Annotated in this window: 14 protein-coding genes; 6 read left to right on the top strand and 8 right to left on the bottom strand. The window is 32.8% G+C overall.

Annotation, left to right across the window (positions count from 1 at the left end; all coding sequences use genetic code 11):
• Positions 1-35: 35 nt before the first annotated feature.
• Complete coding sequence (locus B0A66_RS15360; RefSeq protein WP_089050738.1) at positions 36-2,201, top strand: endonuclease MutS2; 2,166 nt, start codon at positions 36-38, stop codon at positions 2,199-2,201.
• Between the two features lie 309 nt (positions 2,202-2,510).
• Positions 2,511-2,924 carry a thiol-disulfide oxidoreductase DCC family protein gene (locus B0A66_RS15355; RefSeq protein ID WP_089050737.1) on the top strand — a complete coding sequence of 138 codons (414 nt, stop codon included), beginning with the start codon at positions 2,511-2,513 and terminating at the stop codon, positions 2,922-2,924.
• Between the two features lie 67 nt (positions 2,925-2,991).
• Here B0A66_RS15355 and ettA read toward each other — a convergent pair whose 3' ends face one another.
• From ettA to holA, 3 genes are all read right to left on the bottom strand, one after another.
• On the bottom strand, positions 2,992-4,686 hold the full coding sequence (ettA, locus tag B0A66_RS15350) for an energy-dependent translational throttle protein EttA (RefSeq protein ID WP_089050736.1): 1,695 nt from the start codon (positions 4,684-4,686) through the stop codon (positions 2,992-2,994).
• A 69-nt stretch (positions 4,687-4,755) separates the two neighbouring features.
• Complete coding sequence (locus B0A66_RS15345; RefSeq protein WP_035666747.1) at positions 4,756-4,938, bottom strand: CAL67264 family membrane protein; 183 nt, start codon at positions 4,936-4,938, stop codon at positions 4,756-4,758.
• 67 nt (positions 4,939-5,005) lie between these two features.
• On the bottom strand, positions 5,006-6,010 hold the full coding sequence (holA, locus tag B0A66_RS15340; RefSeq protein WP_089050735.1) for a DNA polymerase III subunit delta: 1,005 nt from the start codon (positions 6,008-6,010) through the stop codon (positions 5,006-5,008).
• 72 nt (positions 6,011-6,082) lie between these two features.
• On the opposite strand from holA, the gene B0A66_RS15335 reads away from it, so the two are divergent.
• Genes B0A66_RS15335 through B0A66_RS15325 form a run of 3 tightly spaced genes read left to right on the top strand, consistent with a single transcriptional unit; the run spans position 6,083 to position 8,439 of the window.
• The gene (locus B0A66_RS15335; protein ID WP_089050734.1) at positions 6,083-6,529 is read left to right on the top strand and encodes a type I restriction enzyme HsdR N-terminal domain-containing protein; all 447 of its coding nucleotides are present in this window, start codon (positions 6,083-6,085) and stop codon (positions 6,527-6,529) included.
• 22 nt (positions 6,530-6,551) lie between these two features.
• Positions 6,552-7,571 carry a glycosyltransferase family 2 protein gene (locus B0A66_RS15330; RefSeq protein WP_089050733.1) on the top strand — a complete coding sequence of 340 codons (1,020 nt, stop codon included), beginning with the start codon at positions 6,552-6,554 and terminating at the stop codon, positions 7,569-7,571.
• Positions 7,572-7,605: 34 nt separating this feature from the next.
• Complete coding sequence (locus B0A66_RS15325; protein ID WP_089050732.1) at positions 7,606-8,439, top strand: OmpA/MotB family protein; 834 nt, start codon at positions 7,606-7,608, stop codon at positions 8,437-8,439.
• A gap of 186 nt (positions 8,440-8,625) precedes the next feature.
• On the opposite strand, the gene B0A66_RS15320 is transcribed toward B0A66_RS15325, so the two are convergent.
• The 3 genes from B0A66_RS15320 to B0A66_RS15305 all read right to left on the bottom strand — a co-directional run bounded on the left by B0A66_RS15320 (position 8,626) and on the right by B0A66_RS15305 (position 12,742).
• Positions 8,626-9,246, bottom strand: coding sequence for an L-threonylcarbamoyladenylate synthase (locus tag B0A66_RS15320; protein WP_089050731.1), 621 nt, complete (start codon positions 9,244-9,246; stop codon positions 8,626-8,628).
• A 107-nt stretch (positions 9,247-9,353) separates the two neighbouring features.
• Positions 9,354-11,690, bottom strand: coding sequence for an ATP-dependent helicase (locus tag B0A66_RS15315; RefSeq protein ID WP_089050730.1), 2,337 nt, complete (start codon positions 11,688-11,690; stop codon positions 9,354-9,356).
• A gap of 284 nt (positions 11,691-11,974) precedes the next feature.
• On the bottom strand, positions 11,975-12,742 hold the full coding sequence (locus B0A66_RS15305) for a sulfite exporter TauE/SafE family protein (protein ID WP_089050728.1): 768 nt from the start codon (positions 12,740-12,742) through the stop codon (positions 11,975-11,977).
• Between the two features lie 105 nt (positions 12,743-12,847).
• Between B0A66_RS15305 and B0A66_RS15300 the strand changes: the two genes are divergently transcribed.
• Complete coding sequence (locus tag B0A66_RS15300; RefSeq protein ID WP_089050827.1) at positions 12,848-13,369, top strand: DUF7935 family protein; 522 nt, start codon at positions 12,848-12,850, stop codon at positions 13,367-13,369.
• A 62-nt stretch (positions 13,370-13,431) separates the two neighbouring features.
• On the opposite strand, the gene B0A66_RS15295 is transcribed toward B0A66_RS15300, so the two are convergent.
• Together B0A66_RS15295 and B0A66_RS15290 are read right to left on the bottom strand one after the other, a co-directional pair.
• Entirely contained in the window at positions 13,432-14,166 is a 735-nt protein-coding gene (locus tag B0A66_RS15295) for a hypothetical protein (RefSeq protein WP_089050727.1), read from the bottom strand.
• A gap of 15 nt (positions 14,167-14,181) precedes the next feature.
• Positions 14,182-15,081, bottom strand: coding sequence for a patatin-like phospholipase family protein (locus B0A66_RS15290; protein WP_089050726.1), 900 nt, complete (start codon positions 15,079-15,081; stop codon positions 14,182-14,184).
• Positions 15,082-15,172: the final 91 nt, after the last annotated feature.

Raw genomic sequence — 15,172 nt, 5'->3', positions numbered from 1 at the left:
TTTGTAACTTTGAACCTTTACAACTTACGATATAAATGATTTCCATTACAGAAAAAACATTACAAGATTTACAATTTCCAACAGTACTCGAAACTATTTCGGCAGGCTGTAACACAGATATAGGAAAAGAAAAAGCTTTACAAATAACACCATTCAGAGATAAAGAAACTTTGATGCAGGCTCTTATGCAAACATCTGAGTATGTTTCTTCTTTTCAAAACAATAACGCAATTCCAAATCACGGATTTGATGCCATCACTCATGAAATCAAATTTTTAGCGATTGAAGACAGTTTCTTAGAAGTAGGAAGCTTTAGAAAAATTGCTACACTTTCATCGACATCAAATTTCTTATTGAATTTCCTTAAAAAGTTTGACGATTATTATCCAAATTTAAATGCACGAGCTTCAAGAGTAGAATACACTAAAGACATTGTAACTTTAATTGATGCTATCGTTGATAAATATGGTGAAATAAAAGACAATGCTTCACCTGCCCTTTTAAGCATTCGCCAAAATATGAATATCGTTCGTGGTAAAGTCAATCAGAGTTTTGGTACTGCGCTTACACATAACAACAGTCTTGGTTATTTAGATGATATCAAAGAAAGTTTTGTACAAAACCGAAGAGTTCTAGCTGTTTTAGCAATGTATCGTCGTAAAGTAAAAGGTTCCATTTTAGGAAGTTCAAAAACAGGAAGTATTGCTTATATTGAACCTGAAGCTACTTTACAATATTCCAGAGAATTAAGCAATTTAGAATACGAAGAAAAAGAAGAAATAACACGAATTTTAAAGCAGATGTCAAATGCTATTCGTCCTTATTTACCATTACTAATTGAATATCAGGAGTTTTTAAGTGATATTGATGTGGTTGCAGGAAAAGCAAAATATGCTAATAGAATTAACGGAATTTTACCTACCATTACTGAAGAACGAAGATTATTTTTCAGAGAAGCTTATCATCCGATTTTATATCTTAATAATAAGCAAAAAAACGAGATTACGCATCCACAAACAATTGAACTAAAACAAGATAACCGAATAATTGTTATTTCCGGACCCAATGCCGGAGGAAAAACAATTTCTCTTAAAACAGTTGGTTTATTACAATTAATGCTACAATCAGGAATGTTGATTCCTGTTCACGAGCGTAGTGAAACATTTTTGTTTGACAGAATTTTAACAGACATTGGTGACAATCAATCTATTGAAAACCACCTTAGTACTTATAGTTACCGATTAAAAAATATGAATTACTTCTTGAAAAAGTGTAATAAAAAAACCATGTTTTTAATTGATGAATTTGGTACCGGATCTGATCCTGAATTAGGAGGTGCACTGGCTGAAATTTTCCTGGAAGAATTTTACCATCGTGAAGCTTTTGGAATTATTACTACGCATTATTCTAATCTAAAAATACTTGCTAACGAATTGCCTTTTGCTACAAATGCAAACATGATGTTCGACGAGAAATCGCTCGAACCGATGTATAAACTTGCTCTAGGTCAAGCTGGTAGTTCTTTTACTTTTGAAGTAGCACTAAAAAACGGTATTCCGTTTGGATTAATCAATCGTGCGAAAAAGAAAATCGAAGTTGGAAAAGTCCGTTTTGATAAAACAATTGCAACCCTTCAAAAAGAACGTTCTAAACTTGAAAAAACTTCTATCAACCTAAAAGAAGAGGAAACACGAGCAAGAGAGGAAAGTAAAAAGATGGAGAATATCAATGTAAAAATCAAGCAAAAATTGGAAAGCTATCAGGAATTGTACGATAGCAATCAAAAAACAATTTACATTGGTCAAAAAATAGAAGACATTTCAGAGAAATACTTCAATAATAAAAATAAGAAAGAGCTTATCGGTGAATTTTTAAAAATTATTGAAATTGAAAATTCAAAACGTAAAAAAGCAACTCCTAAAGAGGTTAAAGCAATAATCGAAAAGAAAAAAGAAGTTATTGCAGAAGTTTCTGTTCAGGTAGAAGAAATTAGAAAAGAGAAAAAAGAGAAAAAACTAAAACCTGTAATAGAAAAACCAAAAGCAATTTTAAAAGTTGGTGATCGCGTTCGAATGTTAGATGGAAGATCGGTTGGAAGTATCGATTCGATCGAAAAAAATAAAGCAACTGTAAATTATGGAATCTTTACTTCTAAAGTAAGTTTAGACGAATTGGAATTAGTTGAAGCTGCAAAAAAGTAATTTTTTTTATATTAAGATAAGATTTATAGTCGTCAAAAATGTAAAAATTAGTCAGAAATTAAAATAAACCCTTTAATTGCATCATTTTTTAAAATACAATCTAGAAGATGGATATTTTTAAAAAACAGCTTAGAAGTGATTTATAAAAGCCGTTTTTAATTATTTAAAATTATAAAAATTACTTATTTAATAGATATCATTGATAGTTGTTTTTTTTGCTATTTGACATATTTTCCAATAAAAACTTTAAGCCTAAATCTAGCAGTCCAATAAAATTTAAACAAAACTCCAGAATCCAAAACTTAGAAAATGCAAGATCTTCCTAAACAGAAAAAAATAATTCTCTTTGATGGTATTTGCAATTTATGCAATGGAGCGGTTCAGTTTATCATTAAACATGATAAAAAAGATATTTTTAGGTTTGTTGCTTTACAATCTGAACTAGGACAAGAAATTTGTAAGCATATAGGTGTCGATCAAACAAAAATCGATAGTATCATTTTGTACAATCCTGGTGTTGCTTATTATTACAAATCTTCGGCTGTTCTCGAAATTGGAGAAGATTTGGGCGGAATTTATAGCCTTGCTTCTATTTTAAAAATTTTCCCTGAAAAGTTCCGAAATTATATTTACGATTATATTGCTAAAAATCGGTACAAATGGTATGGCAAAAAAGAAAGCTGCATGATTCCGACTCCGGAATTAAAAGCTAAATTTTCATAGCATTTATCAAGCAAAAAAGCCTCAAATTCATCTGAATCTGAGGCTTTTAAATTTTTAAACAGAACGATTAGTTTCTGATTAACTTTTTGTATTTCAAACGTTTTGGAGTTAAATCTCCACCTAAACGTTTCTTCTTATTTTCTTCGTATTCAGAGAAACCACCTTCAAAATAGTATACTTCAGAATCTCCTTCGAAAGCTAAGATATGTGTACAAATTCTATCTAAAAACCATCTGTCGTGAGAAATAACAACTGCACAACCAGCGAAGTTTTCAAGACCTTCTTCAAGTGCACGAAGTGTATTTACATCTAAGTCATTGGTAGGCTCATCTAATAAAAGTACGTTACCTTCTTCTTTAAGTGTCATTGCTAAGTGCAAACGGTTACGTTCTCCACCAGAAAGCATTGATACTTTTTTATTTTGATCACTTCCTCCAAAATTAAAACGGCTTAAGTAAGCACGAGAGTTCACCTGACGTCCGCCCATCATGATTAATTCCTGACCATCACAGAAATTTTCCCAGATCGATTTATTAGGATCAATATTAGAATGCGACTGATCTACGTAAGCGATTTTTACAGTTTCTCCAACTGAAAATTCTCCACTATCTGTTTCTTGCTCTCCCATAATCATTCTGAAAATAGTAGATTTACCAGCACCGTTTGGCCCGATAACACCAACAATTCCAGCCTGAGGTAAAGTGAAATTCAAATTATCATATAATAATTTATCTCCAAACGCTTTTGCAACATTTTTAGCTTCAATAACATTTGTTCCTAAACGTGGACCGTTCGGGATATAGATTTCCAGATTTTCATCCAGTTGTTTTTGATCTTCGTTTAATAATTTGTCATAATTCTGCAAACGTGCTTTTTGCTTTGTCTGACGACCTTTTGCTCCTTGACGAACCCAGTCTAACTCACGCTCTAAGTTTTTACGACGTTTTGAAGCAACTTTTTCTTCAAGTGCCATTCTGCTTGATTTTTGATCTAACCAAGAAGAATAATTTCCTTTCCATGGAATACCTTCTCCTCTATCTAATTCAAGAATCCAACCTGCAACATTATCAAGGAAGTATCTATCGTGTGTTACAGCAATTACTGTTCCTGCATATTGCGCTAAGTGTTGCTCTAACCAAAGTACACTTTCAGCATCCAAGTGGTTGGTAGGCTCATCAAGTAACAATACATCAGGCTGTTGTAGTAACAAACGACATAAAGCTACACGACGGCGCTCTCCACCAGAAAGGTTTTTAATTGGTGTATCTCCATCCGGAGTACGTAAAGCATCCATTGCGATTTCAAGTTTGGTATCGATTTCCCAAGCTCCTAATGCATCAATTTTATCCTGCAAAAGTGCCTGACGCTCCATTAGTTTGTCCATTTTATCTGCATCTTCATACACTTCTGGCAAACCAAAACTATCATTAATTTGATTAAATTCATCCAGAACAGCCATCGTTTCAGCTACACCTTCACGAACAATTTCAATAACTGTTTTGTTATCATCTAATTGAGGTTCTTGCTCTAAATAACCAACAGTATAACCAGGAGCAAAAACTACATCTCCCTGATAATTTTTATCAACTCCCGCAATAATCTTCAAAAGTGAAGATTTTCCGGAACCATTTAAACCTAAAATTCCAATCTTAGCTCCGTAAAAAAAGCTTAGATATATATTTTTTAATACTTGTTTGTCGCTGCTTGAGTACGTTTTACTCAATTTTGACATGGAGAAAATTACTTTCTTATCGTCTGACATGCTTATTTATTTTTAGTTTTCTATTATTAGTTTTTTATGATCTCTTACGAAAATAAGTGATTTTACAAGCTACACTCGGCCTTTTAAAGCATTAAAAACCCATGCATTAGCAAAGAAACCAACACCTACAGCTACAAATCCCCAGCCTGATACATCTCTGTATCTAAAAGCGCCAAGACCTATTAGCAATAATCCCATAAGTATCATTATAAAAGTTGCCCATCCTAAAACGGTATTTTTATTCATTCCCATAATTGTGCAATTATATTTTTAAACGTGGTATATTTTTCGAAAAGCAAATATCGTGAATTTTCACGGCTTAATTAAATATTTTGTAAAGCATTTCTTTGAGTAAATCTGATTGCTGCAAAGCGTTAGCGCCTACCCCTTTACTTTTAAGATCAACATCGCGCAGTGCACCTACGATCTGACTTACTTTTCGCATAGGATAATTCTTAATAGCTAAATCATATTCCTTTAAAAAATAAGGATTTACACCAATAACAGCCGCAACATTTTTTGGATTTTTATCCTTCAATCCGTGATACTTTAATAGTTGAATAAAAAATCCAAATACCAAACCTGTCGTCATTACAAGTGGGTATTCTTTTGGATTGTGGGCAAAATTTTCTGCTATCTTATATGCTTTTAGCTGATTTCGTTCTCCAATCGCTTTTCGAAGCTCAAATACGTTATAATCTTTACTAAATCCAATGTTCTCTTCAATATGTTGTGGTGTAATCGTAGTTCCTTGAGGTAAAATTATCTGTAATTTTTCAAGTTCATTATTAATTTTACTCAAGTCAGTACCCAAAAATTCTACCAGCATCGCATTTGCTTTTGGATCAATAGTATACTTTTTTCCTGCCAAAACACGCTTTATCCAGTCACCCACCTGATTTTCGTACAGTTTTTTACTTTCGTAAACAACACCTTTTTGAGCTAATAATTTGGTAACCTTTTTACGTTTATCTAATGTTTTGTATTTGTAACAAAACACCAAAACTGTACTTTCCATCGGATTGTTAACATAAGCCTCTATCTTGTCAATATTCCTGGATAAATCCTGCGCCTCTTTTACAATAACAACCTGACGGTCAGACATCATTGGATATCGTTTAGCTGTCGAAACGATATCTTCTACAGATACATCTCTACCATAAAGTACGGTTTGATTAAAACCTTTTTCATCTTCAGAAAGTATATTTTGCTCAATATATTCAGATAATTTATCTATATAATAAGGTTCTTCACCCATTAAAAAATAAATTGGTTTAATATTACCCGCTTTTATATCATTAACAATTTTTACAACTTCGTCCATTCATTTCTTTATTTCAAGTTTAAAATTTCAAGTTTACATTTGAAAAGTCAAACTATTTTATATTTTTGCCTCATGTTAAAATTAAATTTTCCAACATATACTTTCCGATTCAAAAATAGCGAAAATAAAGTGTCTATTTTTGATGAAATAAGGAAAAAATTTATCATTCTCACTCCGGAAGAATGGGTGCGACAGCACGTTGTTCATTATTTAATTAAAGAGAAAAATTATCCTAAATCGCTCATAAACGTAGAGAAAGTTCTAACAGTTAACGGATTAAGAAAAAGATACGATGTTGTAGTTTATAATCCTGATGGTTCTATACATATATTAGTAGAATGTAAAGCCCCTGAAGTCAGGATCTCACAAGCAACATTTGATCAGATTGCCCGTTACAATATGACAATGAAGGCACGATATTTGAATGTCACCAACGGTCTGAATCATTTTTATTGTCAGATGGATTTTGAAAATGAGAAATACGATTTTCTAATGTCCTTACCTAATTACAAAGAATAGTTAAATTAATACCTAAATACTTTTGGATAAAATAGCAGTTGTCATTTTAAATTGGAATGGTGTAAAGTTGCTTGAGCAATTCTTACCCTCAGTAATTCAATTTTCGGCAGGAGCCACCATATACGTTGCTGATAATGCATCTACAGACGATTCTGTAAATTTCGTCAAAGAAAATTTTCCGACAGTACAAATTATAAAAAACACTGCCAATCATGGATTCGCAAAGGGTTATAATGATGCCTTAAAGAATGTGAATGCCGAAATCTATGCTTTGGTGAATTCAGATATCGAAGTAACCGAAAATTGGTTACAACCCATATTAGAAACTTTTAATACTGAAAAACATACTGCGATAATACAGCCAAAAATTCTTGATTTTAAAAATAAAGAATACTTTGAATACGCTGGTGGAGCCGGTGGATTTATTGACAAATTTGGTTTTCCGTATTGTCGTGGCCGAATATTTGACACCATCGAAAAAGACGAGGGTCAATATGATGATAATTGTGAGTTATCGTGGGCATCAGGAGCTTGCTTTTTTATAAGAAGTGAAGTTTATAATGAGTTAAAAGGCTTTGATGAATCTTTTTTTGCACATCAGGAAGAAATCGATCTTTGCTGGAGAGCTTTAAATGAAGGTTATGTCATCAAGTACAACTCAGGTTCAACTGTTTATCATGTTGGTGGTGCCACTTTAAGTCAGGGAAATCCAAAAAAGACGTATCTGAATTTTAGAAATTCGTTATTAATGTTAGTTAAAAACTTACCTAAGAAAGGACTGTTTTTTGTAATTTTCTTTCGTATGGTTTTAGATGGAATTGCTGGTATTCGTTTTCTTACACAAGGAAAATTTAAGCATACTTTAGCAATATTACATGCGCATTTTTCTTTTTATTGCATATCTTTAAAGTACATTAGAAAAAGAAAATATTTCCAAATAAAGCAATACTATACTGTAAAAAGTATCGTTTACTTATATTATATAAAGAAAGTGATTGTTTTTAAAGAAATCTTTAACACTAATCAAAATATTAAAAACTAAATTTGTAATCAACGTTTAATTAAATAAAATCCCTATGAGAAAAATAGTAATCGCACTATCAGTATTAATGGCCTTAACGTCGTGTGTTTCGAAGAAGAAATACGCAGAATTAGAAGCTAAGAACAAAGAAACACAAGATTTATTAAACTCTTGCACTGTTAAATTGAATTCTTGTTTAGAAGAAAAAGCAGGATTAGCAGCTACAGCGGAAAGTTATAAATCACACAATAAAGACTTAATCAACAGCTCTAAAGACTTAACGGTATTAACAACTAAAGGTGCTGAAAATCTTGAAAAATCTTTAGAAAGCTTAAAAGAAAAAGATTTAAAAATTTCTAGACTTCAAGATGCATTAACTAAAAAAGACAGTGTTACTTTAGCTTTAGTTACTAGCTTAAAAGGAGCAGTTGGTATTAATGATCCAGACATCGAAGTTAACGTAGAAAAAGGAGTTGTATTTATTTCTATCGCAGATAAATTATTATTCAAAAGCGGTAGCTATGATGTAACTGACAAAGCAAAATCTGTTTTGGCTAAAGTTGCAAAAGTAGTAAACGACAAACCTGATTTCGAATGTATGGTTGAAGGTCACACAGACAGCGTTCCATACAAAAGCAACGGAACATTGTTAGACAACTGGGACTTAAGTGTTAAACGTTCAACTTCTATTGTTCGTGTATTAACTAATGATCTTGGTGTTAACCCTGCTAAATTAATTGCAGCTGGTAGAAGTTCTTACGTACCTTTAGTGTCTAACGATACTCCAGATGACAGAGCTCGTAACAGAAGAACTCGTATTGTTGTTATGCCTAAAATCGATCAATTCTATGATATGATTGAAAAAGAAATGAAAAAACAACAAAAATAATAGAAGTTAAAAACTTCATTACACAGAAAAAGCAGGTCAATTGACCTGCTTTTTTGTATTCTTAACTTTTTTAATAACCAATTAAATATAAATCAAGAATAGCATTATCTTCATTAACTAACTAAATTTTAACTATAATAAAGTTAAGTCAAATAATTTAATAATTTACAGGATTTAAGTTTTTTTTTACAAAATATCAATATCTCCTTTTCCTTCCCTAACAATTACAGGCTCATGTTCGGATAAATCTATTATTGTAGAACCAACATTATCGCCGTAACCCCCATCAATTACTAAATCAACAAGATTCTGCCATTTCTCAAAAATAAGTTCCGGATCTGTAGTATATTCGATTACATCATCATCGTCATGAATAGAAGTCGAAACAATTGGATTACCCAATTTTCTAACAATTTCTAAAGCGATGTTATTATCCGGAATACGAATACCCACAGTACTCTTCTTTTTAAATTCTTTTGGTAAATTATTATTACCAGGTAAAATAAAAGTGTAAGGTCCTGGTAATGCTCTTTTTAAAATTTTAAAAGTTGCTGTATCAATTTGTCTCACGTAATCTGAAAGATTACTCAAATCATGACAAATAAAAGAGAAGTTCGCTTTTTCTAATTTTACTCCTTTAATTTTTGCAATTTTCTCTAAAGCCCTTGAATTTGTAATATCACAACCCAAACCATAAACGGTATCGGTTGGATAAATTACTAAACCTCCATTCTGAAGTACTTTTACAACTTTTGCAATTGCAGCTTCATTAGGTTTATCCGGATATATTTTTATAAACTCAGCCATTTGATTTTTTGTTTAATTTGTTTCAGGTTTATTTTGTTTCAAATTATTAAGTACTGAATAATAGATTAACCATAAAGTTCAGAAAACCTGAAATTTGAAACTTTTTCCTATCCTATAACATCCAGCTTAGCAAAGCGAAGCAATAATTTCTTAATTCCTCCAACTTCAAATTTTATTTCAGCCTTCTTATCTGCGCCAACACCCTCTAAGTTAACAACTTCTCCTTTACCAAAACGCTCATGCATCACGACATTTCCAATAGTAAGTTTATTATCAAACAAATTAGAGCCTGAAGAAACTGGTGCATTTCCTGCCACAGGTTTCAATTTGCGAATATTTAAATCTTGTCGCGGCTCAGATTCAGTTTGTTTAACTGGCGGAGTTCCTCCAATTGGTTTCGCTAAACGAAGTTTTGATTTGTCGATATCACCAAAAATATCACCATCAATTGTGGGTTTGTAGCGATAATTACTTTCGGCTGGTGTTAAATATTCTAAATATTGCCCGTCAATTTCTTCTATAAAACGTGATGGTTCGCTGTCTGTAAGTTTTCCCCAACGGTAACGCGATTGTGCATACGTCAAATAAGCCTGATGTTCTGCACGTGTCAAAGCTACGTAAAATAAACGACGTTCTTCCTCAAGTTCACTTCTAGTACTCATACTCATGGCACTCGGAAACAAATCTTCTTCCATTCCCACCACAAAAACATGCGGAAATTCAAGTCCTTTTGCCAAGTGAATCGTCATCAATGCAACACGATCTTCATCACTAGTATCTTTATCTAAATCTGTCGCCAATGCAACATCTTCCATAAACTCAGACAAAGCACCACGAGCACCGTCAATTTCTCTCTGGCCTTCAGTAAAATCTTTTATACCGTTTAAAAGCTCTTCGATATTCTGAATTTTAGCCATTCCTTCAGGAGTAGCATCTTTTTTCAGTTCCTGAACTAAACCTGTTTTTTTAGCAACATAATCAGTAATGTAAAATGCATCCTGATTTTGATCAATCACCTGAAAACTCTGAATCATCGTCACAAAGTCATTTAACTTTTGCTTTGTTCCGGAATTCAGTTTCAAATCAATTTTATCGATATTTACCATTACTTCCCAAATCGAACGCTTGTAATGATTGGCAGCAATAGTTAATTTTTCAACAGTAGTATCTCCAATTCCACGTGCCGGATAATTGATAACACGAATTAATGCCTCTTCGTCCTTTGGATTAATAACCAAACGCAAATAACACAATACGTCTTTAATTTCCTTACGTTGGTAAAATGACAATCCACCATATATACGATACGGAATATCACGCTTTCTTAACGCGTCCTCCATTGCACGGGATTGCGCGTTGGTACGATACAAAATAGCAAAAGAACCATTATGCAGCTGATTTTGCATCTTCTGTTCGAAAATGGTACTCGCTACAAAACGACCTTCCTCAGCATCTGTCAAACTGCGGTGTACCTTAATCTTTTGTCCAAAATCATTCGCAGTCCAAACTACTTTATCCAGCTTTGTTTTATTATGTTCCATCACAGTGTTTGCTGCTTCAACAATATTTCTGGTTGAGCGGTAATTCTGCTCCAAACGGAACATAATTACACCTTCATAATCTTTCTGGAAATTCAAAATATTATTAATGTTTGCCCCACGGAAAGCATAAATACTTTGCGCATCATCACCCACCACACAAATATTCTGAAACTTATCTGATAACGCTCTAACAATCAAATACTGAGAGTGATTCGTATCCTGGTACTCATCAACCAGAATATACCTAAAACGATTCTGATATTTTGCTAAAACCTCAGGATAACGAGTTAATAACTCATTGGTTTTTAATAATAAATCATCAAAATCCATTGCTCCCGCCTTGAAACAGCGTTCAACATATTGCTGATAGATTTCTCCCAATCTTGGTCTTTTCGCCATTGCATCGGCTTCTACCAATTCAGGATTATTAAAATAGGCTTTAACCGTAATCAAGCTGTTTTTATAACTTGATATACGTCCTAAAATTTGTTTTGGCTTATAAATATCACGATCCAGCTGCATTTCTTTGATAATAGAAGAAATCAATCTCGCCGAATCCTGAGAATCATAAATCGTAAAATTTGATGGATATCCCAAATGATCCGATTCTGCACGAAGAATACGGGCGAAAATAGAGTGGAAAGTTCCCATCCAAAGATTCTTTGCTTCAGATGCTCCTACAATATCCGAAATCCTGTGCTTCATTTCACGAGCAGCTTTGTTCGTAAACGTAAGCGATAAAATATTGAAAGCGTCAATACCCTGCGCCATCAAATAAGCAATCCTAATAGTTAAAACACGGGTTTTTCCTGAACCTGCACCAGCAATAATAATCATTGGCCCGTCTTTCTTTAAAACAGGCTGTCTCTGTGCTTCATTGAGCTGGTCAATGTATTTCTGCATGAAATTTTTCTCCATAATTACTGCAAAAATAAGAATTATTGGTTGAAATAGCTACTAAGTTTTTTTTGAAGGCTCTAAGTTTCTGAGGGGCTAAGTTGCTAAGTTTTTTTGAAGCAGAACAATTGGCATTTTTACAAACATAGTTCCCGCTTTCGGCTATATCTCTCCTCCCGATATGCATCGGGATACGAGGATACCGCCTCTATCGGGGCTAAAAACAAACAATTGGCTTCTTTTAAGAAAGTTGCTATCTTAGAACCGTAGCAACTTAGAAATTCAGAAGCTTACTTATAAAATACGTCGTAAGCAAAACGAATAAGTGTTCCTATTACTACAACCAAGAAGAAAATTCTAATAAAGCCATTTCCTTTATTAATAGCCAATTTTGCACCTAGCCATCCGCCAAGTCCGTTGCTAATAGCCATTGGAATTGCAATTGACCAAATAATCTTTCCTTTTATCAAAAACAAACAAATCGAACCGAAATTGGTTGCCAAATTCACCATTTTAGCATTCGCAGAAGCATTCAGAAAGTCAAAACCCAAAAGAGCTATAAAAGCTACTACAAAAAAGCTTCCTGTACCGGGACCAATAAATCCATCATAAAAACCAACAATTATACTTATAACGACAGCATAAATTATTTGAGTTGTGGGTGAATGATCTTTAGCAACATGTTGTCCAAAATTTTTCTTTGCATAAGTATATACAAATAATAATGACAAAACCACCAGCAAAAGTGGTTTCATAAAATCATTGCTAACTAATGTTAGTATTGTAGAACCTAAAAATGCGGATGGAACCGCTAAACACATCATAATCAATAACAATCTCCATTGAATAACTACTTTTTTAAGATATTGAAAAGCTGCAAAAGCCGTTCCGCTAAAAGCTGGGATTTTTAACGTTCCAATAACAGTAGAAACAGGTAAATTTGGCAATAAAATCAATCCCATTGGTGTCTGGATTAGCCCGCCGCCACCAACAATTGCATCAATAAAACCGGCAGCGAATGCCGCTAAACAAAGAAAAATTATAATGTATGAATCCATTTTTATTGTGTATTATTGGTTTTGATCATTGTTTGCAAAAGTAAACTTCCAGTTTGTTTATTACAAACCGAAAAAAGTATATTTTTGTTTAAAAAATTATTAAAAATGGATTTTACAAGAGTTATAGAATTAGCCAGTTATACGCTACCTGCAATCGTGACCGGATTTGTAGCATACAGTTTTTTTGAATTGCATATTAAAAACAATGACAGAAAGCGTGCTTTTTTACTAAACAAACAAGCGCACAAAGAATCGCTGCCAATTCGTTTACAAGCTTACGAACGTATGACATTGTATTTAGAGCGTATCAATTTGACAAAATTATTAATTAGAGTTTCGCCTATTTCAAATGAAAAACATGACTACGAAAATTTTGTAATCGAACAGATTGAACATGAATTCGAGCACAACCTAACGCAGCAAATTTACATGTCTGATGATTGCTGGACAATTATTACAACTGCTAAAAATGCTACTATACAAATGATTCGAAAAGCTGCAATGAGTGATCGTGTCGATAATGCCGATAAACTACGTGAGGTTATTTTAAATGATTTATTAGAAAAACAATCACCAAGTAATGCCGCTTTAAGCTACATCAAAAACGAAGTTGCCGAACTTTGGTAAAAATTATAAGTTTTGACAAGATTAATACTTTTTAGTCTTGTCAAAAACTATTTAGTTTCCTGTTATTTCCACCAATTCAGTTTAGGCATCGTCAGCCAACCATACTTTTTGTATTTCTCTGAAACACTTACTTCTGCTGCTCCAATATCAAAATCGCAATTTACGTTAGGCACTCTGTAATCTCCCCAATTACATAATTTGCTCTTCTGCGTGCTATCTGATTTCCATGTCCCAACAAACGCGTTATTAAAATAACTATCTGAATTTATATCAATATCATTATAACGCATGCTATTGTTTTTATCCAAATACCAAATTGTTTCCAGTGTACCTTCAAAATTACCGGTGCTTTTCTGTGTTTTATTTTCTATGAACTTATAGTTCGCAGTTAACAAACCCTGACTTTTTATACCTTGATCTTTGTATTCATCATCATTACCAAAACTTGGATTTTTAATTTCCTGAATTTTTATGATCGTTATAGTCCCTGTAAAATCGCAAATATTTCCTTTCACCTGAGATTTTCCATAAACACCATACTCATTTTGATTCTTTAAATCCTTTTTAACGGAAATTAATTTAATCAAAATTCTTTCATAATTATCACCAATAACACCAAAGACAGCATTATTATCTGTTTTTGTCCACAACTTCGAAAAATCGTATTTCTGGTATTTATTGATCTCGTTTTTCTCCAATAAGTTGTTCTTATTTAAAATGGAAGTTTTACATATTTTTTGCTGCGCACCTACAACTGAAACAATAAAAAGACAAATAGCAACACTAAAATTCTTCATAATTTAAATTGATATCTATCGGTTATCGCTCATTACTTCAGATTTATTCTGTGCATATTCGAATCCTTGATCCCACCACTCTTTCATAACATCTTTATTAAAAATAAGGGCGTTATCTGTTAGCTTTGTAGGTGTGTAGTATAAATTAAGTTTTACATTCTTATTGTTTGCCATAAGTTTTCCTATAGCAATATCATGTTTTTCTACCTGTCCCAAAGCAATCCTAAACAAGTCAATCATCAGTGAAAACGGGTTCTTACCAATAACCATCTTCTCTGTGTTCACTTCGGTTTCTAAAATAATTACATCAATTTCGGTAGCTCCGCGATTAATGGCTTCGCGTATCGGTACAAGACTCGAAAATCCGCCGTCTCCATACTCAAAATTATCTTTGGTAACCAAACTCATAAACGGAATATAGTTACTTGAAATCCAAGTCCAGTCACAAAATTCTTCGTAGGTACAATCTTTAACGGATTTATACTCTGCTTCATTTTTTGTTAGATTGGTTACGGTGACAATAACATCGCTTTTGAGCTTTTTAAGTTTATTAAAATCAGAAAGAGAAAAATTTGCTTTAATGTATTTCTGCAAACCTTTACTTTCCCCAAAAGTTCTTTTACCTCTAAAAAACTGACGAAGCACATTAAAGTGATTAATGGTTACAATATCAACTCCGTTTTTTACTTTAACGACAAACGGGCAAATATTAAATATTTTGCTCATGCTTACATTGGTATACACCCAATGAATTTTTTTAATATGTCCTAAAGCTAAATGCGGAATCAACAAACTTCCGGTAGAGGTGCCTAAAAACAAATCATATTCATGCAGTTTTTCTTCTATTAAATACTGCGCCACGCCACCGGCAAATGCGCCTTTACTCCCACCACCAGATATAACCAATGCTTTCATACTTTATTTTTAAAAAAGATTCTCTTTTTTTGGAGAATAGAAAATAGACAAATAACATCTGTCATAAGGTTTTTCATTCCTTACTTAAATT

The sequence above is a fragment of the Flavobacterium hercynium genome, assembly GCF_002217285.1.
GTDB lineage: Bacteria > Bacteroidota > Bacteroidia > Flavobacteriales > Flavobacteriaceae > Flavobacterium > Flavobacterium hercynium.
This window is presented reverse-complemented; position numbering and strand designations above follow the sequence as displayed.